This window comes from Leisingera daeponensis, from assembly GCF_019801465.1.
GTDB classification, from domain to species: Bacteria; Pseudomonadota; Alphaproteobacteria; order Rhodobacterales; family Rhodobacteraceae; genus Leisingera; species Leisingera daeponensis_A.
Genome location: NZ_JAHVJA010000005.1, coordinates 198,982 through 218,266, shown reverse-complemented (window position 1 = coordinate 218,266; position 19,285 = coordinate 198,982). Strand labels below are relative to the sequence as shown.

The window sequence follows — 19,285 nt, the reverse complement described above, 5'->3', positions numbered from 1 at the left end:
AATCAAAATCAGATTGGCGTGGCTTGATTGTCGCGCCGGGCTCTGCCAGAACCGGGATATGGACCGCATTGATGCCAGCCTGATTGCCCTTCGCAGGATCCTGCGTGCAACCGACCTGTTCGGCCGCGAGCTGGCCCAGTCGGTCGAATTGACTGCGGCGCAGTTCCGGGTGCTGCAGATCATTGCCGGCAGGGAGCATTGCACCGCCAAGGAGATTTCGCAGCAGATGCGGATTTCCCAGGCAACCGTGACCTCACTGGTCGACAAATTGGTCCGCAAGGGAATGGTGCTGCGGGAGAAGTCGCTGGCTGACCGGCGGCAGACAGATATCCTCGTTACCGAAAAGGGAAGTCAGGCGATTGCCGATGCGCCCGATCCGCTGCAGCAGCGTTTCGTGCGCAAGTTCGCGGCGATGGAGGACTGGGAGCAGGCGGCGCTGATTGCGGCGCTGGAGCGGGTGGCATCGATGCTGGATGCGGAAGATATCGATGCGGCGCCGGTTCTGGATACCGGGGAATCCCTGACGGCTTCCTGAGGGGCGGCTGGCCGACGTGTAAGGCGGCGGGTCCGCGCAGCTCTGGTGCGGCTGCGCGGGAGAGTTCGGGGTCAGAACCGCAGTGACAGGCAGGACATGCCGCCGTCCAGTTTGGCGCAGTCTGAGTTGTCGATCTCGACGATCTCGTATCCGGCCTTGTCAAGCATTTCGGCGGTGCGGGGGAAGCCCCCAGCCATCAGAACCAGATTGTTGAATCGGATGGCGTTGGCGGCGGCTTCCTCGCCGTCCGCCACATGAAGAACCCGGTAGCCGCTAAAACAGCCGGAGGCGTCGAGGCGCTTGGTCGACAGGATCGTCTCGGCGTCCATCAGAGAGCAGTCGGTCTTGAAATGCAGCACGCCTTCGGGGGTGAAGACCTCGCGCAAGGCGTGGCCCCATTCGGCGGCGATTTCGGCCAGTTCGGCCACGCCTGCGGCATCTGTGCGGTCGGAGCGGCCGACCAAGATTTCCTTGCCGGTCACAAGAATGTCGCCGCCCTCGATATGGCCGGGGCCGGTGATCTCACGGATGTCATCGTAGCAGGCGCGCAGGGTCGGGGCCATTTCCGCCACCTCGCCCAGCCGCGAGGGTGCGCCGGGGCGCATCAGGATGGCGCCCTGCGGCAGACACAGGGCGGTGTCCTCGACGAATTGGGCGTCGGGATAGGCCTCCAGCGCCTCCAGTTCAATCACTTCGGCGCCGGTGCTGCGCAGGGCGGCTGCATAGGCCGCATGGGCGGCCAGCATGCTGTCGAGGCTGGGATTGCCCGTGTCCTCGGCCCGCAGCCCCTGTGCGATGGTGGAGGCAGGGCGGCGGGTGATCGCGCGGGTGAATTCGAAGGTGGGGTTTCGCATGGGGTTACTCCTGGTCCGGAGCGGGTCCGGTGATGTCGATTTCGAGGATGGAAGGGGCATTGCGCCTGCGGGCTTCCCGCAACGCTGCAGCCACTGCCTGCGGTTCCATCGGGACGCGGGTGTAAGGAATCCCGAAGGATTGTGCGGTGGCAGCAAAGTCTGGCGGAGTGGGATCGCAGCCCACGACCGGGACATTGACGGCTTCCATTGAGGTGGCGATCTCGCCATAGCCGCGGTTGTTCCAGATCATGAAGGTCACGGACAGGTTTTCGTCCACGGCGGCCATGATCTCCGGCAGTGAGAACTGGGCGCCGCCGTCACCGGCGATGCAGACCACAGGGGCATCCGGCGCAGCGAGGGCGCCGCCGATTGCTGCAGGGATGCCATAGCCCAGCGCGCCGTAGCCGGTGGCGGCATTGAACCAGCCGCCAGCGCGATCGTGGTCGTAGTAGAGGTTGCCTGCGTAGATCGGCTGGGTGGAGTCGCCTATCATGAGCGCGTTCGGCACCGCGTTCCGCATGGCATTCAGCACCTCGACCTGAGCCCGGTAGTCCGGCCCGATTTCCTCAAATGCGGCGGCGCGGGCATGTTCGGCTCGGGCGGCGCCTTGGCTTTGGGTGGGGGTGCCGGGCAGGGCGCTCAGCAGCGCGGAGATGGCCTCATCCACGCGGCCTTGGATGGCAAGCGCAGCTTCGTGGCGGTCCAGCTGCTCGGGACAGATGTCCACCCGGATCAGGCCTTTCATGGCTGCTGCGGTCCCCGTGGCGTACATGTCGTAGTCGGTCGGGCCGAGCTCGGTGCCCAATGCCAGCACGCAATCGGCGCCTTCGATCAGGTCTCGGACAGCTTGCAGGCTGGGGCTGGCCGGGACGGTCAGCGGGTGGCCATGCATCAGGCCGCGGGCGTTGACGGTTTGCACCACCGGGGCGTCGAGGCGTTCTGCCAGTGCCTGCAGGTCCGCCCCTGCGGTCTTGGCGCCGCCGCCAGTCAGGATCACAACTTGCCTGGCAGCGGAGAGGCGGGCAGCGGCCTCGGTGATCAGAGCCGGGTCGAGGGCCGGTGTGGCGGTATCCTCCACGATCGGGCTGGCCTCAGCGCCGTTGCCGGCGACGTCGAGCGGGATCTGGATGTGGGCGGGTCCGGGCCGGCCACTGGAGAAGGGGGCGAAGGCGCGGTCCAAGGCGGTGCTCAGCTCCTCCGGACGGGCGACGTGTTCCGAGACCAGGGCTACGGTCTTTGCCAGCGCGTGCTGGTCGGGAAGTTCATGCAAATGGCCGTGCCCCTTGCCAAGCGTGCTGCTGGCGTTGACGCCGGAGACCACCAGCATGGGCACTGACTCTGCGCGGGCCTGGGCCATGGGGGTCAGCGTGTTGGTGAGGCCGGGGCCGGTGATGACAAAAGCCACACCCGGCCGGCCGGAGGTCCTTGCGTAGCCATCGGCCATGAAGCCCGCGCCCTGTTCGTGGCGCGGGGTGACGTGGCGGATGCCGGACGCGGCCAGGCCGCGGTAAAGCTCCACCGTGTGGACGCCGGGGATACCGAAGACGCAATTCACGCCGCGCGCCTTGAGCTCAGCGACCAGCGCTTCGCCCACTGTTGCCTTGGTCATGCAACGCTCCTTGAAATTCGGTTTGCGTGGGCCGCGATCCGGTCGAGCGCCGTGGCAAAGCTGTCGTCGTCAATAGTAAGGGCGACCCGCACCCAGTCCGTGAGGCTTGCGCCGAAGGCGGAGCCGGGCATAACGGCAACGCCGCTGTCGAGCAGGTCCCAGGCGTAAGCGTCGCCGTCCATGCCGGTGGCGGAGATGTCGATCAGGGCAAACATTCCAGCCTCGGGGCGGTGGACGCGCAGGCCGGTTTCCGCGTGCAGGCGCTGCTCCAGCAGGCTGGCGCGGGCGGCAAAGCGGGTGGCCATGCCGGGCGCCACCGAAGAGCCCTCCCTCACTGCCTTTTCGGTCATGTCGGCGATGAAGGGCTGGTTGCCGAACAGCATGGTTTCCGAGACCGGCAGCAGGGCGGAGCAGAACGCCTCGGGCCCGGCGCACCAGCCGCTGCGGAAGCCTGGGGCGGCGTGGGACTTGGAGATCGAGGAAACTGCGATCACCCGGTCTGCAAGCGCCGGGTCGGAGAGGGGGGAGGTGAACTCCGCACCTTCGAACACCAGATGCTCATAGACCTCGTCGGAGATGATCCAGAGATCATGCCGGAGGGCCAGTTCGCCGATTTCACGCAGATCCTGCGGAGTCAGAATGGCGCCGGTGGGGTTGTGCGGTGTGGTCAGCAGGATGGCACGGCTGCGCGGCGTGATGCGGGCGGCGATGTCGCTGGCCTGCATCCGGAAGCCGGCCTCCGGGCGCAGCGGCACCGGCACCATATCTGCTCCGGACGCGCGGATCACGCCCTCGTAGGTAGCATACATCGGGTCGCCTGCCAGTACCTCGGTGCCAGGTTCGGCAACGCCCTGCAGCACTGCGTAAAGCGCGGTCTGGGTGCCGGGAAAACACAGGATGTTCTCCGGCCCGAATTCCCGGCCGCGGCTGATGGAGTATGCCTCTGCCAGGGCCGCGCGCAGATGCGCCTCGCCGCGGCCGTCGGAATATCCGGTGCGGCCTGCGTGCATCGATTGCGCGGCGGCTTCGACCAGCTCTGGCGGGGTGGGCACATCCGGTTCGCCGATGGTCATCTCGACCAGGTCGGCACCGGCCGCGGACATCTGCCGCGCCTTCAGGTGCACTTCCCATTTGCCGCCGCCCAGTCCGGCCAGGCGTTCAGTGATTGCTGTCAGCCTCATTTCTTTTCAGCCTCCTGCTCCAAATTCAATCCTGTGATGGCGGCAACGGAGTGCCGCCCGATTTCAACCAGTTCACCTGGACCGAAGGCGTCCGGCAGGGCGCCGCCTTCCAGCCACAGGCCGTCGATCACCGCGTTGCAGGCAATCGCCAGCCGCCGCAGCCGGGCCGCCGGAGCCGGACGGCCTGCCTCTTTCAGCGCGGCAGCGATCAGCACCTCCAGCCGGTCGCGGAAGTAGGCGTAAGTGCGTTCGTGCGTGGCTTTCATCTGCGGGTCTTGCTGCACCTTGTTGAGGAAGCTGGCCCAAAGCGCGATCGAACGCGGGTCCACCACCGGCGGCGTCAGCGAGGCATTCACAAAGGCGGTAAGCCGTTGCAGCGCCGTGCCGTCCGCTCCGGCCGCGGGGGCAAAGGTCTCGTCGGTCATGGCGGTCATGTGGTGCTCATAGGCGGCGATGATCAGCTCTTCCTTGGAGCTGAAGTAATGCCGGATCAGGCCCTGGGTGACGTCGGCGCGTTCAGCAATGGCCCGCACCGTAGCGCCGCGGACGCCGTTTTCCGCCACCAGCTCCAGCGTGGCGAGAATCAGCGCCTCCTTCCGGGCCTCGGCGGGTTCGCGTTTGAATTTGCGGCGCTCGTCGTTCACCTCAGCTCCTGTTTTTGCCTGACGGGGAAATTATACACTTGCATAATTACGCGAGTCGCGGCTTACTGCAATCGGAAAATTCGGGAAGACGCAATAATGGACACAGCCACAGCAGCCGCATCGGTTCCGGAAGCAGACGCGCGCCGGGAGGCGATCCGGGTGGAGGATCTGCACAAGTCGTTCGGCAATCTGGAAGTGCTCAAAGGGGTGTCGCTGACTGCCCGTCAGGGCGATGTGGTGGCAATCATCGGCGGCTCCGGTTCCGGCAAGTCCACCATGCTGCGCTGCATCAACTTTCTGGAGACGCCAAGCTCCGGCCGGATCGTGATCGGCGGCGAGGAGGTAGCGATGCGGGGGGATGGAAGCCCGGCCAACCAGAAACAGATCGAACGCATCCGCACAAAGCTGGCAATGGTGTTTCAGCAGTTCAACCTGTGGACCCACCGCACCTTGCTTGAAAACGTGATCGAGGTGCCGGTGCATGTGCTGAAGGTGCCCAAGTCCGATGCCGTTGCGCGTGCCCGTCAGCTGCTTGAGCGGGTCGGGCTGGGCGGCAAAGAAGAGACTTACCCAGCCTATCTGTCCGGCGGCCAGCAGCAGCGCGCGGCGATTGCGCGGGCGCTGGCGGTGGACCCGTCGGCGATGCTGTTCGACGAGCCGACCTCGGCGCTGGACCCGGAACTGGTGGGCGAGGTGCTGACGGTGATCCGTGACCTAGCGGCCGAGGGGCGCACCATGCTGCTGGTCACCCACGAGATGAAATTCGCGCGCGAGGTCGCAAACCACGTTGTCTATCTTTACCAGGGCCGCATCGAAGAGCAGGGGCCGCCTGCCGAGGTCTTTGGCAATCCGCAATCAGACCGGCTGAAGCAATTCCTGAGCTCTGTCGCCTGATCCACTACCACCAAAAAAACCAACTGGGAGAATAAGATGAAACTGAGAGCATTGCTTGCCGCTGCCACTGCAGCTGCCGCCCTGTCCGCCGGTGCCGCAGCCGCGGAACAGGTGAAGATCGGCATCGCCGCTGAGCCCTATCCGCCGTTTGCCTCGCTCGACAGCGCCGGCAACTGGGTCGGCTGGGAAGTCGAAGTGATCAACGCGGTCTGCGCGGCCGCGGAGCTGGATTGCGTGATCACCCCGGTGGCCTGGGACGGCATCATTCCCTCCCTGACCGGCCAACAGATCGACGCCATCATGGCTTCGATGTCGATTACCGAGGAGCGGCTGAAGACCATCGACTTCTCTGACCCTTACTACAACACCCCCGCGGTGATTGTGGCGGACAAGTCGATGGACATCGAGGCGACACCGGAATCGCTGGCGGGCAAGATCGTCGGCATTCAGGCCTCGACCATCCACCAGGCCTATGCGCAGGAATACTTCAAGGATACCGAGCTGAAGGTCTATCAGACCCAGGATGAGGCCAACCAGGACCTGTTCGCTGGCCGTATCGACGCGACGCAGGCGGACAGCATCGCAATGGCCGACTTTGTGAACTCCGATACTGGCGGCTGCTGCGAGATCAAGGGCGCGGTGGCAGATGATCCGGCAATCCTGGGCCGCGGCGTCGGTGCCGGGGTCCGCAAGGGCGACGATGCCCTGCGCGAGGCGCTGAACAAGGGCATCGCGGCAATCCTTGCCGACGGCACTCATGAGAAGATCACTGCCAAATATTTCACAACCAGCATCTACTAAGGCGCTGACGTGACCGGACTGTTCGAATTTCTGGGCCTCGGCGCCAGCGCGGAACTGCTGTCGCTTTCGGGCTGGGGGGGGAACCTACTGCGCGGGCTTGCAAACTCCCTGCAGATCGCCTTCGGCGCCTTCGGGCTGGGGCTGGTGATCGGGCTGTTCGGGGCCTATGGCAAACTCTACGGCGGGAAGGTCACACGCGACCTTCTCGCCATCTACACCACGGTGATCCGGGCGGTGCCGGAGCTGGTGCTGATCCTGATCCTCTATTACGTGGGCAGCGATATCATCAACAAGGTTTCCGAGGGGCTGGGCGGCGGCCGGGTCGAGATCAACGGCGTTGCGGCCGGCATCTGGGTCCTGGGCGTGGTGCAGGGGGCCTATGCCACCGAAGTGCTGCGCGGCGCCATCAATGCGGTGCCGGCGGGCCAGATCGAGGCCGCGAAATCCTACGGCATGCCGGGTCTTATGATTATGCGGCGGGTGACGATCCCGGCGATGATGAGCTTTGCGGTGCCGGGACTGGCGAACCTGTGGCTGATCGCCACCAAGGACACCGCGCTGCTTGCGGTGGTCGGCTTCAATGAACTGACGCTGGAGACCCGGCAGGCGGCGAGCAGCACGCGGGCCTATTTCACCTTCTTCCTGGCAGCAGGCTTCCTCTATCTGATGGTGACGCTGTGCTCCGGCGCAGTCTTTGCCCGGGTGGAGAAATGGGCACGGCGCGGCCAGCCGTCGCTTAAGGGGGGCACGTCATGACCGGTCTGAAGGAGCTGATGCAGCCTCACCGCATCGCAATGATGCTGGTCTTTGCAGCGCTTGTGATCTGGTGCGCGGTGTCTCTGCGCTGGGACTGGATCCCGCAATATGCGCCGCTGGCGCTGGAGGGGCTGTGGGCGACGATCTGGATCCTGGCGGTTTCAACCTTTCTGGGCTTCCTGCTGGCGGTGCCGCTGGGGTTGGCGCAGGCCGTCGGGCCATGGTATCTGTCGATCCCCGCGCGCACCTTCTGCACCATCATCCGCGGCACGCCATTGCTGTTGCAGATCTGGCTGCTCTACTACGGGCTGGGGTCGCTGTTTCCGCAATTTCCCTGGATCCGCTCGTCCGAGTTGTGGCCCTATCTCAGGCAGGCCTGGCCTTATGCAGTGCTGGCACTGACACTGTCCTACGCGGGGTACGAGGGCGAGGTGATGCGGGGCGCGTTTTCTGGTGTGGCCAAGGGGCAGCTGGAGGCGGCGAAATCCTTTGGCATGCCGCGCTTCACCATGTTCCGCCGGATCTGGCTGCCGCAGGCAGTGCGCAATGTGCTGCCGACCTTGGGCGGCGAGACCATCCTGCAGCTGAAGGCAACACCGCTGGTGGCGACGATCACAGTGGTGGAAATCTATGCCGTGTCCTCACGGGTGCGGGCCGACACATTTATTGTCTATGAGCCGCTCTTGTTGCTGGCATTGGTCTACATGGCTATCGCCGGGGTGATCGCCCTGGTGTTCCGGCGGCTGGAGCGGGGGTGAACCGATCAGCCGACCAGGCAAGGAAAAACACCCGGACCGGAAGGGCCGGGCGTCCTACTTCAGACCCGGAGCGTGTTAAGCGGATTCGGTCTGCAGCCGCCTTTCGGCGGCGATGGCATGGCCTTCCATCCCCTCCATCCGGCTGATGCGCGCGGTGCGTTGGGCCAGTTCGTGCGAAGCGGCGGCATTGCAGCGCTGCCAGGTGACGGTCTTGGTGAACTTGTGCACCGACAGGCCGCCGGTATAGCGTGCGGCGCCGCTGGTCGGCAGTACATGGTTGGGGCCGGAGGTCTTGTCGCCGAAGGAGACCGTGGTCTCCTTGCCCAGAAACAGCGAGCCATAGGCGGTAAGGCGGCCCAGCCACCACTCGAGATCCTCCGCCTGCACCTGCAGGTGTTCGGGCGCATAACGGTCGGCCACTTGCGCGGCCTCTTCCCGGGTGTCGCAGAGGATAACCTCGGCGCGTTCGCTCCAGGCGCGGTGGGCGGCGGAAAGGTTGGGTTCCGGCAGCTGATCAATAAACGTTTGTGCGCAGTCCAAAACCGCCTTGGCCAGCGCCTGGCTGGTGGTGACCAGCCAGACTGGGCTGTCCGCGCCGTGTTCGGCCTGGCTGACCAGATCCCAGGCGACGGTTTCCGCATCGGCGGTGTGATCGGCGATCACCAGGGAATCCGTAGGGCCAGCAAACATGTCGATGCCGACCGCGCCGAACAGCATCCGCTTGGCTTCCGCCACGTAGGAGTTTCCGGGGCCAACAAGGATGTCGGCGGCTTCGGCGCCGAACAGGCCATGGGCCATTGCGGCAATGCCCTGTACTCCGCCCAGGTTCAGGATCAGGTCAGCGCCGCAAAGGTCCATGGCGTAAATTATGGCGTCAGGGATGCCGCTGCCGGGGCGCGGCGGCGAGACCGCGGTAATGTGCGGCACCCCGGCCACCTTGGCGGTGGTGATCGTCATCAGTGCGCTGGCGATATGGCTGTAGCGGCCGCCCGGCACATAGCAGCCGGCGCTGGAGACCGGGATCTGCTTCTGGCCCGCGATCAGGCCGGGGATCACCTCGACTTCGCATTCGCCCAAGGTGGCTTTCTGTGCCTCGGCAAAGCGGCGGATATTGGCATGGGCGAACCGGATGTCCTCTTTGAGCTGGCCGGGAACCCGGTTGCAGGCGGCGCGGCGCTGGGCCTCTGTCACCACGATAGGGCCGTTCCAGCCGTCAAGCTTTTCAGCATACCGCCGGGCTGCGTCTTCGCCTTCGCGCTGAATATTCGCGAGCATCACAGCGACGGTGTCGCGGATGTCGCTGTTTTCGGAGGCAGGGCGCGGCTGCGCCTGTTTCAGGTAGCTGATTGCCATGGTTTCAAGTTCCTCGAAGTGCCGCGGGGTATGCAGGGGAGCACTGGGTGCGGGTTGCGCCTAAGTCAGCGGTTCCCGGGCCGAACGGTCAAGCCGGGGTTCACAGGTTTCGAAAAACACGGATGTTTGTTTCGAATTGCCCAGCCAGCTCAATCCGCGCCTGACGGCAGCGTCCGGAATTCCTCCCCTAGCCAGGGGAAGCGGCGGCTGATCGGATCGGTGAAATGATGGCGCAGGGATTTTTGCAAAGCCTGATGGATGAGTTGGGATGTGGCCGCCGGATAGACACTGGTGGTGAACAGCGACACCGTGCGGGCAAAGCTCTTGCCAGGAAAGCGCACGACCCTGACTTTCTCGTGGAAACGCTGGGCGCGGTGGTAGCTGGCGGCGGTGGTGACGGTCCAGCCGCTGCCCTCAGACACCAGGCCGATGATCGACTGGTTGCACTCCAGCTCAAACCGGTTTGGCAGCGCGATTTTGAGGCGCGTCAGCTGGGTCTCGATCTGCTTGCCGATGGTGTGGTCGCGAGAGTACCGCAGTAAGGGCAGTGGCGCATCAGGCCTGGTCAGCTCCTCGACACTGCCGGAATAGCCCGTGGGTACAACCAGTATGAACGGATCACGCATCAGCGGGTATTCAATCAGATCGGGCAACAGACCGGACGGGCGGGTGGCAACGCCTGCGTCCAGCTTCTGCGCCTGCAGTTTTTCGATGATCTCGTGGCTGGGGCGTGTGTAATGGCGGAAGCTGCAGCGCGGCAGAGCGGAGGAAAGGAACTGGAACAGTTCCGGACCAACTTCGTTGTCGAAGTCGTCGAGCAGCGCCATGCGCAAGTCGGTGGCGTGCTGCCAGCTGCCGGAGCGGATTTCCGCCTCGCCGCGCTTGAGCGTCATCAGGCCATCATAGACATACCGGGCAAAGACCACGCCTGCCGGCGTCAAACCCATCGGGCGCCGGGTATGATCCACCAGATCTACGCCAAGCGCGCTTTCCAAGCTGCGCAGATGGTTGGAAACAGTGCTGATCGACAGCCCGGTTTCCGCAGAAACCTTCTGTATCGATCCGGACTTCGAGATCAGCTGGAACACTTCCAGCCAGCGCAGACTCAGCGTCTTTTGCATAGGCGGCCCTCCCGTGCCGATGCTTATGCTATCCGCAGATTTGCGCCATTACATACGAAAAAAACGAAACTGAGTTTTACTTTCTCTGTAAGAGTAATTTTATTCTCCTGTGAAAAGTCTTCCCGGATATGGTTTGCCGTGCAAAAATCAATGCCTTAAGGCCCGCGCAGAACGGGCCCGGCGTGACAACTGGGAGAACCATTAATATGATCAAAAAGTATCTGCTTTCAACAGCCTGCGCAGCCGCAGCCGCGATCTCAGCAACACAGGCGTCGGCGCTCGACGAAATCACGGTGGCCTATTTCCTGGAATGGCCGATGCCGTTCCAGTTTGCCAAGGCCAACGGCACCTATGAAGAAGAGATGGGCGTCAAGATCAACTGGGTCTCTTTTGACACCGGTACGGCAATGTCTGCTGCCATGGCCTCGGGCGACGTGCAGATTGCCGTCAGCCAGGGCGTGCCGCCCTTCGTGGTTGCGACTTCTGCGGGGCAGGACCTTCAGACCGTGGATGTGGCGGTCAGCTATTCCGACAACGATAATTGCGTTGTGGCTGAGGCGCTGGAAATCGACAAGGAGAATGCCGGCGAGCTCAATGGCAAAAAGGTTGGTGTGCCAATCGGCACTGCCGCGCATTACGGCTTCCTTTCGCAGATGGCGCATTTCGGGGTTGATGTCGGGTCGATGGAGATCGTGGACATGGCACCTGCCGATGGCGCAGCAGCCTTTGCCCAGGGCAACTTGGACATGGTCTGCGGCTGGGGCGGCGCGCTGCGGCGGATGGTGGAGCATGGCAATGTGCTGCTGACCGGTGCCGAAAAGGAAGAACTTGGTATCCTGGTTTTTGACGTGACCAGCGCGCCTGCCGGCTTTGTCGAGGCCGAAGCGGAGCTGCTCAGCAAATTCCTGAAGGTGACCGCAGATGCCAATGCCATGTGGAACTCCGGCGATCACAAGGACGAGATGCTGCCGGTGATTGCCAAGGACGCCGGCATGGACCTGGCCGACGCAGAGGCAACCATTGCCACTTTCTCCTTTCCCTCGGTTGAGGAACAGCTGTCGGAGAAATGGCTGGGCGGCGGTGCGCAGACCTTCATGAAAGGCGTGGCCGACATCTTTGTGAATGCGGGCAGCATCGAGGCGGCGCTGGACTCCTACGACGGGGCTGTCAACAGCGCCCCGCTTGCAGCCGTACAGAACTGATCCGCAGCGGCGCGAGCATGCCGAACGGCCCGGTTACCGGGCCGTTCGCATCCAGGGGTGCTGGGCGGAAGGCGCAAGGCCCTAACAGGAAGGGAAAAAGATGTCGGGACTGGACATCAAGAGTGTCTCCATGCGTTTTGACCTGCCCAACGGCAGTTCGGTTCAGGCGCTGAAGGACGTTTCATTGAATTTACAGGCGGGGGAGTTGTTGTCGGTGCTGGGGCCGTCGGGGTGCGGCAAGACCACGCTGCTGAATATCCTCGCAGGCTTCCTCGCTCCTACGGAAGGCGCGGTGGAGCTGAACGGGCATGTAGTGACCGGACCGGATGCCGAGCGCGGCATGGTGTTCCAGAAAGGGGCGCTGTTCGAATGGATGAACGTGCGCGACAACGTGGAATTCGGCCCCCGCATGAAGGGCATGGGCAGGGCAGAGCGGGAGAAGATCTCCGACCATCTGCTGGAAATCGTCGGACTGCAGGACTTCAAGGAAAAGGCGGTTTATGAGCTGTCGGGCGGCATGCAGCAGCGGGTGGCACTGGCGCGCTGCCTGGCGAATGAGCCGGATGTCATCCTGATGGACGAACCCCTCGGTGCGCTGGACGCGCTGACCCGGGAGAAGATGCAAGGCCTGGTTCTGAAGCTGTGGAAGGAAACCGGCAAGACCATCATCCTGATCACCCACTCGGTGGAGGAGGCGCTTCTGCTGGGCGAGCGGCTGATCGTGATGGCGCCGCGGCCTGGCCGCATCCACCGCGAATACCAGCTGCCTTTTGCCGAGCGTGGCGTGAATGCCGACCTGCGCGACGTCAAGAAATCCGAAGGTTTTGCCGAGACCCGCGATGAGATCCTCTCGATGATCTGGGAAATGGAGGAAGAGATCATGGGCCGCACGGAGCAAGTGGCATGAGCGTGCTTCTGTTTTATGTTGCGCTGTTCGCTGGCGCTTTCTTCCTTGTGCAGCTGATCCGCAAGGGGATGCAGTCGCGGCAGGATTTCACCAGCCTGAAAACCGTGACCTTCGGGGATGAAAGCGCAGTAACGCCGGACCGGGCTGCCTCGATCATTTCGGTTCTGGTGATTTTTGTGATCTGGGCGGCCTTCACCGGTTCTAAGCTGTTTCCGATTCACGTTCCTGGGCCATTCACCGGGGAGACCGCCTTTACTTACACGCTGCAAAACGCCGATGGCGCTACGGATGACGCCGAAGTCATCGTAAGGGTCTTCGGGTTCGGCGAGGAGGTGGAGAAGTTCGATGTCGACGGCGGAAGCGGCTTTGCGATGAATGATGCCATGGCGGCTCAGGCCGGTCGTTCGACAACGCTGCTGTTTGACAAGAATGATGAGGCCAAGCGCCGGGATGGTGCAAAGATCGTGGCTATCAACGGCGAGCCGATCGCGGCTGGCGGCGCGGTGGACACCGGCGATGGCACCGTGACGCTGACAGGGAAGGGGGCGATCAGCTTCACACCCAGTGCTGGAATGCAGATGAATCCGATTTGGCTGCCGGCTCCGGAAACCGTGGTTGCCAGGTTCTTTGAAATTGCTAGCGAGGGCTACCAGAACTTCTCGCTGTGGCAGCATCTGGGCTGGTCGCTCTTGCGGGTTGTGGCGGGTTTTGTGACCGGTGCCATCGTCGGCATCCCGCTGGGCTATGCCATGGGTCTATCCGGCTGGTTCCGCGGCTGGTTCGACCCGATTGTCGAATTCATGCGACCGGTGCCGCCGCTGGCGCTGATCCCTCTGGTAATCATCTGGTTCGGAATCTGGGAGACCGGCAAGATCGTCCTGCTGTTCCTGGCGGCGCTGTGGATCATGACGATTGCGGCACGGGCAGGGGTTTCCGGGGTGAACATCTCGAAAATCCACGCCGCCTATTCGCTTGGCGCCTCCAAGTGGCAGATCATGCGCCATGTGATTGTGCCGAACTCGCTGCCGGAGATCTTCACCGGCGCGCGTGTGGCCATGGGGGTTTGCTGGGGCACGGTTGTGGCCGCCGAGCTGGTTGCCGCGCAGAAGGGGGCTGGCATGATGATCATCGCGGCTTCCAAGTTCCAGCTGACCGATATCGTGATCATGGGCATCGTGCTCATCGGCATCATCGGCTACGGCATCGACATCCTGATGCGCAAGGCTGAGAACTGGCTGGTGCCCTGGAAAGGCCGCAGCTGACCTGAGCCTTTGCAATGGAAACAAGAACGCCCGGGATGTCCCCGGGCGTTTTGCTGTTTCGGGAACGGCTCAGCCTCGGATGCGGTCGAAGCCGGGGTCATATGGGGAGGGAGCGATGACCGTTGCCGCGACCAGACCTCCGCAGAGGTCGAGCTGCATGGTGCTGCCCTCCGCCGCCAGGTTCGGTTCGACAAAGGCGTAGGCCAGGTTGGTCCCCACCCGGTGCCCCCAGTCGCCTGAATACACGGTGCCCACGACCTTATTCTCCTGCATCAGCGAGGCTCCTCCGTGGGCCGGGGCGCGGGTGCAGTCGATCCGCAGAGTGACCAGCTTCTTGCGGGCGCCGTCGGACTGGCGTTTCAGCACGGCTTCGCGCCCGATAAATTCGCCTTTCTCCAGCTTCACGAAGCGGTCCAGCCCGGTCTCGAACGGGTCGAATTCGGTAATCAAATCGGCTTTCCAGTGAAGGAAGCCTTTCTCCATCCTCATCGACTCGATTGCGCGGGCGCCGAAAAGTTTGAGCCCGTGATCCTTACCCGCCGTTCGCAGCGCCAGATAGGCGGCAAAGAGCGAGGCGTTGGGGACATGGATCTCATAGGCCAGTTCGCCGGAGAAGCTGACACCCATCACCGTGGCCGGGGCGAACCCGATGAAGCATTCGCGTACCGACAGCCACGGGAACGCCTCTTTTGACCAGTCGCCGCGGGAACAGGCCGTCAGCACATCGCGCGCCTTGGGGCCTGCCAGAACCAGAATGGTCTGCTCATTGGTCAGTGAGCGGATCTGCACGTCCTCATCCGCGCGCAGGTGCTGCTTCAGCCAGTCCATGTCGTGATATTCACTGGCTGCCGCAGACCCGTACCAGACCCGTGCTTCGCCCCGGTCGGATGCCGGCAGGTTGGCAATTGTCGCCTCGCCCTTGACCATGCCGTGATGGTTCAAGAGGTAGCCCAGCCCCACCCGGCCGTCACGTTTGGTCACGGTGCCGCAGAACATGCGGTCGAGGAAACTGTGGCGGCCGGCGCCGGTGATCTCGAAGCGGTTGAAGCCGTTGACCTCAGCAAGGCCCACGTTTTCCTGGACGTTTTTCACTTCCGCCGCGACCACGTCGAAGGCCTCGTCAAAGTTGAAGGTGAGCGAGGGGTGGAAATCCGGTGATGGCTTGATGTAGTCGACCCGCTCCCAGCCGTTCACCACGGAGAACTCCGCGCCCTCGGCTGCCAAGACAGGGGTCAACGGCGTGGTCTTGGCCGGGCGGCCTGCCGGGCGGTGCTCATGCGGGAAGTGAAAGCGGAATTCGTTCTGGTAGTCCTCGATCGCCTTCAGCGCGGTCAGCTCCACGTTGGCGTGTGCGGTGAAACGGCGCGGGTCAATGCACCACGTGTCATAGCAGGCCTCGCCATGCACGATCATCTGCGCCAAGAGCCAGCCGTGGCCACCACCCTCGCCCAGGCCCGCACGCAGGCCGATGGCGCAGAAGGCATTACGCTTGCCCGGGATAGGGCCGATCAGCGGCGCGCCATCGATGGTGTAGGTTATCGGGCCGTTCACGATGGAGCGGATGCCGGTTTCGCGCAGCGCTGACATCCGCTCGAACGCGCCTCCCAGCACGTCCATCACGCGCTCCAGATCGTCGGGGCAGAGGGAATTGGCGAAGTTCGGGTCGATTCCGTCCATGCCCCAGGTTTTGCAGTCCTGCTCGTAGAAACCGATCAGCAGTCCGTTCTTTTCCTGGCGGCAGTAATAGTCGCTGATCGGGCAGCGGATCAACGGCATCCTATATCCCGCGTCAATGATGCCTTGGATGTCTTCGGTCAGGAAATACTGATGCTCCATTGAGGCGACGGGGTGGTGCACGCCCATCATCGCGCCGACCTCGTTCACCCGGTAGCCGCAGGCGTTCACAACGATATCGCAGTCGATGTCGCCATGTTCTGTATGCACGGCCCAGGTGTCGTCCTTGTGCTGGGTGAGGGCGGTAACCGGCGTGTTGCGGTAGACCTCGGCGCCTGCTTTGCGAGCGTGATAGGCCAGGGCCTGGCACAGCTGCGCCGGGTCGATGTCTCCGTCCAGCGGGTCCCAGAGCCCCCCTATCATGTTGTCAATTGAAATCAGCGGATGGCGGCGCGCGCATTCCTCGGCGTCGATCACTTCGAAATGCACATCCATGCCGCGCGCCATCGAGGCGAAATGGCGGTAGCCCTGGATCTGCGCCTCGGTATTGGCGAGCCTGATGCCGCCATCGCCGTGGTGGTAGTTGATCGGGTATTCCTGGTTTTCGGCCAGCGATTTGTAGAGGTTGATGGAGTGGGTTTTCAGCCCGACCATCGTCTGGTTCATGCCGAAGTTCGTGACCTGTGCCGCCGAGTGCCAGGTGGTGCCGCTGGTCAGCTAGTTGCGTTCAACCAGAACGACGTCGCTCCAGCCTTCCTGGGTGAGGTGGTAGAGCGTGGAACAGTCGGCGATGCCGCCGCCGATCACCACAACCTTGGTGCGCGATTTCATGGAATGAGCCTCCCGACAGTTTCCTACCGACTAAGCGGCGGGACAACAGCGTCGGCAAGACTGCGGGCCGTACCTTGCATAAAATCGAAAGCGGGATTCAGCGATATGGGAGGCGGCCGCCGGATGGCGGAAAAGCAGAGTGCAAAGAGAATATTATGGCCGCCTGATGCGCCGCTGAATGCGGGTCCTTCTGTCCAGCCCCGGCTGAGCCGCGATGCGCTCTGCCTGCCCAAGTAATCCAGTGTTCTGCAAGGGGCAGACGCAGAAGCGTTGACGGCCCGCCCTGCGGCGCGCACACTGCTACTACAGAGATAGTTGCTCAACGCGTTTCTGTCGGTGATGTTCTCAAACTGTGCGAGAACTGGCACGATGTTGCGCAGGTTGACGGGTAATCTGGTCTTATCGTTTTCTAAAACTGTCACTGTTGGGGGCAAGCAAGCCTTCGCAAGGTTTAACTGCTGAAACAACAAGAAGAATAATTAACAGTCCAAAGGGAGTAACGGATCAATGACGAAAACTGGCAAGCTGACACGGCGGAGCATTTTGAAAAGTGCTGGTGCTGCAGCCTTGGCGGCACCGCTCTATTCGAAGAGCGCGCTGGCGTCCTCGGGTGAAATCAACATCCTGATGTGGTCGGACTATTTGCCGCCGGAGTTCATTTCGGGTTTTGAAGCCAAGACCGGCATCAAGGTGAACTACACCGGCATCGGGTCGAACGAGGAAATCATCAACAAGATGAAGGCCACCAAGGGCCAGGGCTTTGATATTGTGTCGCCTACCAACAACCGCTCGCTGCAGTGGGGGCCGCTCGAACTGCTGAAGCCCTTCGACATGAGCAAGGTCAATATCGACGCGGTGAACCCGGCTATGGCCAAGATCGGCACCGATGCCTGGAACTTCGGCGGCCAGGGCGTGCATTGGCTGCCGCATATCTGGGGCACCGAGGGTATTGCCTACCGTACCGACCTGTGGCTGCCGGAAGGCGATGCGCCGTCTTACGGTGATGTCTGGTCGGAGGAAAACGCAGGCAAGACCATGGGCCGGGCGCATTCGATGATGCTTGGCGCGGGTCTTTTCATGGAAGCGTCCGGAGAGATGGAGCCGGGTTCGATCTGGGCCGCCTATGATGACGAGGAAACCATGCGCAAGGTCTGGGGCCAGGTCACCGACTGGTGCGTGGCGCGCAAGGACCGGATCAAGCTGATCTGGAACGATGCCGACACCCAGAAGAACGGCCTTCTGAACGAAGGCGTGGTGGTCGGACAGACCTGGGACGGCCCGCCGCTGGCGCTGAAATCCGCTGGCGAGCCGGTGCATTACCAGGCGCCGGTCGAAGGCGCGATGGCCTGGGTCGACGGTATCTCGATGCCGGTGGGCGCCCAGAATGAAGAGCAGGTTTATGCCTTCATTTCCTACGCATACGAACAGGAGCCGGCAGGCAAGGCAATTGACAGCCACGGCTACAACTCGCCGGTGCTGGGTGCCGACAGCTTCTCCGGCGACGTCTACAAGAAGAACTTTGCTGAAGCCTACCCGGGCGACTCACTGGCGAACCTGAACCCCTGGCCGGCCGAGGCGCCCTGGTACGCTGACGTGCGCACCGAGTTCGTCAACAAGTTCAAGAGCGCTTGAAGCCCAAGCGGTTGAAAGTTTTGGCCCCCGGGAACATTCCGGGGGCCAGCCATGTGCCGTCCGGCGCAATCACATACGAACAGAAATGGGTAGCAGCCCTTGCGGGGCCGGTGGCGCGCCACCGGAATGGGGATCTGCACCCTGGGGAGAAGCCAAATGAGTGCTGGGGTCGGCGTTGATCTCGAAAATCTCTGGATCCGCTTCGGTGACTTTGTTGCCGTGCGCGATGCCAACGTGAACATCAATGGGGGGGATTTCTTCTCCTTCCTCGGCCCATCGGGCTGCGGCAAGACGACGATCTTGCGCGCGGTCTCGGGATTTTTGGAGCCAAGCGACGGCCGGGTGCTGATCGGCGGCAATGACATGAAGGGCATCGGCCCCAACAAGCGCCCGACCGCGCTGATCTTTCAGAACCTGGCGCTGTTCCCGCTGATGAAGGTCTGGGAGAACATCACCTTCTCGATGGAGATTAAGGGCGCCTCGGTGCGCGAGCGGCGCAAGCGCGCCGATGAGCTGCTGGACATGATCGCGCTGCCGGGGCAGGGCGACAAGCTGCCCTCGGAACTGTCGGGCGGCCAGCGCCAGCGGGTGGCAATCGCGCGGGCGCTTTGCGCGGAACCTGACGTGCTGCTTCTGGATGAACCGCTGTCGGCGCTCGACCTCAAGCTGCGCCAGCACATGCGCACCGAGCTGCGCGAAATTCAGCAACGGGTCGGCATCACCTTCATCTACATCACTCACGATCAGGGCGAGGCGCTGACCATGTCGGACAGCATTGCGGTGATGAAGGCGGGCGTGATCGACCAAATCGGTAACGGCAAGACCATTTACAATGATCCTTCCACCGCCTTTGCCGCGTCTTTCGTGGGCGAGAACAATGTGTTCCGCGGCAAGATCAAGCGGATCATGGGGGAGGAGGCGCTGATCCAGACCAACCGTTCCGGCGAGTTGGTGGCCCGGATTTCCACCGCTAACCAGGGTAAGATGAAGGAAGGCGACGCGGCCATGATGTTCATCCGCCCCGAAGCCTTTGCGCTTGCGCCTAAGGGGGCCAAGGGAACACATTTTGTCACTGCCAAGGTGAACAATGAGGAGTTCGAGGGCAATGTTTTCAACATCTTCATGGAAGGCGACGGCGGTAAAGAACTGAAGGTCTCTATCCCCAACCTCGGCCAGTCGTTCGAGGACCACACCGGCCAGAACATCACCCTGGAATACGAGACGAAAAACGCCGTCATCGTGCCCGCGGGTGAACTGGCTGCGGAATAGGG

16 protein-coding genes and 1 pseudogene are annotated in these 19,285 nt (G+C 62.8%); 10 read left to right on the top strand and 7 right to left on the bottom strand.

What is annotated here, in order from left to right:
• The first annotated feature begins 58 nt into the window (after window positions 1-58).
• Window positions 59-535 (top strand): MarR family winged helix-turn-helix transcriptional regulator, encoded by a 477-nt coding sequence (locus tag KUV26_RS13580; RefSeq protein WP_222508728.1) that lies wholly within the window; start codon window positions 59-61, stop codon window positions 533-535.
• A 71-nt stretch (window positions 536-606) separates the two neighbouring features.
• Here KUV26_RS13580 and KUV26_RS13575 read toward each other — a convergent pair whose 3' ends face one another.
• The 4 genes from KUV26_RS13575 to KUV26_RS13560 are packed head-to-tail and all read right to left on the bottom strand — an operon-like array spanning window position 607 to window position 4,823.
• A complete protein-coding gene (locus KUV26_RS13575; protein ID WP_222508727.1) occupies window positions 607-1,389 on the bottom strand; it encodes an arginine deiminase family protein in 783 nt (260 codons plus the stop codon).
• A 4-nt stretch (window positions 1,390-1,393) separates the two neighbouring features.
• A complete protein-coding gene (locus KUV26_RS13570) occupies window positions 1,394-2,998 on the bottom strand; it encodes a 5-guanidino-2-oxopentanoate decarboxylase (protein ID WP_222508726.1) in 1,605 nt (534 codons plus the stop codon).
• A complete protein-coding gene (locus tag KUV26_RS13565) occupies window positions 2,995-4,179 on the bottom strand; it encodes a pyridoxal phosphate-dependent aminotransferase (RefSeq protein WP_222508725.1) in 1,185 nt (394 codons plus the stop codon). The genes KUV26_RS13570 and KUV26_RS13565 overlap by 4 nt, the downstream gene beginning before the upstream one ends.
• Window positions 4,176-4,823: a TetR/AcrR family transcriptional regulator gene (locus KUV26_RS13560; protein WP_222506223.1), complete on the bottom strand. Its 648-nt coding sequence runs from the start codon at window positions 4,821-4,823 to the stop codon at window positions 4,176-4,178. Before KUV26_RS13560 ends, KUV26_RS13565 begins: the two co-directional genes overlap by 4 nt.
• A 96-nt stretch (window positions 4,824-4,919) precedes the next feature.
• Here KUV26_RS13560 and KUV26_RS13555 point away from each other — a divergent pair, with 96 nt between their 5' ends.
• Genes KUV26_RS13555 through KUV26_RS13540 form a run of 4 tightly spaced genes read left to right on the top strand, consistent with a single transcriptional unit; the run spans window position 4,920 to window position 8,032 of the window.
• Window positions 4,920-5,717: an ABC transporter ATP-binding protein gene (locus tag KUV26_RS13555; protein WP_222508724.1), complete on the top strand. Its 798-nt coding sequence runs from the start codon at window positions 4,920-4,922 to the stop codon at window positions 5,715-5,717.
• Between the two features lie 36 nt (window positions 5,718-5,753).
• Window positions 5,754-6,518: a transporter substrate-binding domain-containing protein gene (locus tag KUV26_RS13550; protein ID WP_222508723.1), complete on the top strand. Its 765-nt coding sequence runs from the start codon at window positions 5,754-5,756 to the stop codon at window positions 6,516-6,518.
• Window positions 6,519-6,527: 9 nt separating this feature from the next.
• Window positions 6,528-7,274 carry an ABC transporter permease gene (locus tag KUV26_RS13545; RefSeq protein ID WP_222508722.1) on the top strand — a complete coding sequence of 249 codons (747 nt, stop codon included), beginning with the start codon at window positions 6,528-6,530 and terminating at the stop codon, window positions 7,272-7,274.
• Window positions 7,271-8,032 carry an ABC transporter permease gene (locus tag KUV26_RS13540; protein WP_222506219.1) on the top strand — a complete coding sequence of 254 codons (762 nt, stop codon included), beginning with the start codon at window positions 7,271-7,273 and terminating at the stop codon, window positions 8,030-8,032. The genes KUV26_RS13545 and KUV26_RS13540 overlap by 4 nt, the downstream gene beginning before the upstream one ends.
• 75 nt (window positions 8,033-8,107) lie before the next feature.
• Here KUV26_RS13540 and hisD read toward each other — a convergent pair whose 3' ends face one another.
• Together hisD and KUV26_RS13530 are read right to left on the bottom strand one after the other, a co-directional pair.
• Window positions 8,108-9,385: a histidinol dehydrogenase gene (hisD, locus tag KUV26_RS13535; protein WP_222508721.1), complete on the bottom strand. Its 1,278-nt coding sequence runs from the start codon at window positions 9,383-9,385 to the stop codon at window positions 8,108-8,110.
• Between the two features lie 149 nt (window positions 9,386-9,534).
• Entirely contained in the window at window positions 9,535-10,506 is a 972-nt protein-coding gene (locus tag KUV26_RS13530; protein ID WP_222506217.1) for a LysR family transcriptional regulator, read from the bottom strand.
• 206 nt (window positions 10,507-10,712) lie between these two features.
• Here KUV26_RS13530 and KUV26_RS13525 point away from each other — a divergent pair, with 206 nt between their 5' ends.
• From KUV26_RS13525 to KUV26_RS13515, 3 genes are all read left to right on the top strand, one after another.
• Window positions 10,713-11,708, top strand: coding sequence for an ABC transporter substrate-binding protein (locus tag KUV26_RS13525; protein ID WP_222506216.1), 996 nt, complete (start codon window positions 10,713-10,715; stop codon window positions 11,706-11,708).
• A gap of 100 nt (window positions 11,709-11,808) precedes the next feature.
• Window positions 11,809-12,615, top strand: a complete 807-nt coding sequence (locus tag KUV26_RS13520; protein WP_222506215.1) for a taurine ABC transporter ATP-binding protein — start codon at window positions 11,809-11,811, stop codon at window positions 12,613-12,615.
• Window positions 12,612-13,877 (top strand): ABC transporter permease, encoded by a 1,266-nt coding sequence (locus KUV26_RS13515; RefSeq protein ID WP_222506214.1) that lies wholly within the window; start codon window positions 12,612-12,614, stop codon window positions 13,875-13,877. The genes KUV26_RS13520 and KUV26_RS13515 overlap by 4 nt, the downstream gene beginning before the upstream one ends.
• 69 nt (window positions 13,878-13,946) lie before the next feature.
• Here KUV26_RS13515 and KUV26_RS13510 read toward each other — a convergent pair.
• Window positions 13,947-16,382 (bottom strand): annotated as a pseudogene (locus KUV26_RS13510) (FAD-dependent oxidoreductase).
• 507 nt (window positions 16,383-16,889) lie between these two features.
• Here KUV26_RS13510 and KUV26_RS13505 point away from each other — a divergent pair.
• Together KUV26_RS13505 and KUV26_RS13500 are read left to right on the top strand one after the other, a co-directional pair.
• Window positions 16,890-18,014, top strand: a complete 1,125-nt coding sequence (locus KUV26_RS13505; protein ID WP_222508720.1) for an extracellular solute-binding protein — start codon at window positions 16,890-16,892, stop codon at window positions 18,012-18,014.
• A 156-nt stretch (window positions 18,015-18,170) separates the two neighbouring features.
• On the top strand, window positions 18,171-19,283 hold the full coding sequence (locus tag KUV26_RS13500; RefSeq protein WP_222506212.1) for an ABC transporter ATP-binding protein: 1,113 nt from the start codon (window positions 18,171-18,173) through the stop codon (window positions 19,281-19,283).
• Window positions 19,284-19,285 lie beyond the last annotated feature (2 nt).

Bases quoted from the DNA above. Each gene is read 5' to 3' on its own strand.
- KUV26_RS13580 (WP_222508728.1), top strand. From the start codon at position 59: ATGGACCGCATTGATGCCAGCCTGATTGCCCTTCGCAGGATCCTGCGT.
- KUV26_RS13575 (WP_222508727.1), bottom strand. From the start codon at position 1,389: ATGCGAAACCCCACCTTCGAATTCACCCGCGCGATCACCCGCCGCCCT.
- KUV26_RS13570 (WP_222508726.1), bottom strand. From the start codon at position 2,998: ATGACCAAGGCAACAGTGGGCGAAGCGCTGGTCGCTGAGCTCAAGGCG.
- KUV26_RS13565 (WP_222508725.1), bottom strand. From the start codon at position 4,179: ATGAGGCTGACAGCAATCACTGAACGCCTGGCCGGACTGGGCGGCGGC.
- KUV26_RS13555 (WP_222508724.1), top strand. From the start codon at position 4,920: ATGGACACAGCCACAGCAGCCGCATCGGTTCCGGAAGCAGACGCGCGC.
- KUV26_RS13550 (WP_222508723.1), top strand. From the start codon at position 5,754: ATGAAACTGAGAGCATTGCTTGCCGCTGCCACTGCAGCTGCCGCCCTG.
- KUV26_RS13540 (WP_222506219.1), top strand. From the start codon at position 7,271: ATGACCGGTCTGAAGGAGCTGATGCAGCCTCACCGCATCGCAATGATG.
- hisD (WP_222508721.1), bottom strand. From the start codon at position 9,385: ATGGCAATCAGCTACCTGAAACAGGCGCAGCCGCGCCCTGCCTCCGAA.
- KUV26_RS13530 (WP_222506217.1), bottom strand. From the start codon at position 10,506: ATGCAAAAGACGCTGAGTCTGCGCTGGCTGGAAGTGTTCCAGCTGATC.
- KUV26_RS13525 (WP_222506216.1), top strand. From the start codon at position 10,713: ATGATCAAAAAGTATCTGCTTTCAACAGCCTGCGCAGCCGCAGCCGCG.
- KUV26_RS13520 (WP_222506215.1), top strand. From the start codon at position 11,809: ATGTCGGGACTGGACATCAAGAGTGTCTCCATGCGTTTTGACCTGCCC.
- KUV26_RS13515 (WP_222506214.1), top strand. From the start codon at position 12,612: ATGAGCGTGCTTCTGTTTTATGTTGCGCTGTTCGCTGGCGCTTTCTTC.
- KUV26_RS13505 (WP_222508720.1), top strand. From the start codon at position 16,890: ATGACGAAAACTGGCAAGCTGACACGGCGGAGCATTTTGAAAAGTGCT.
- KUV26_RS13500 (WP_222506212.1), top strand. From the start codon at position 18,171: ATGAGTGCTGGGGTCGGCGTTGATCTCGAAAATCTCTGGATCCGCTTC.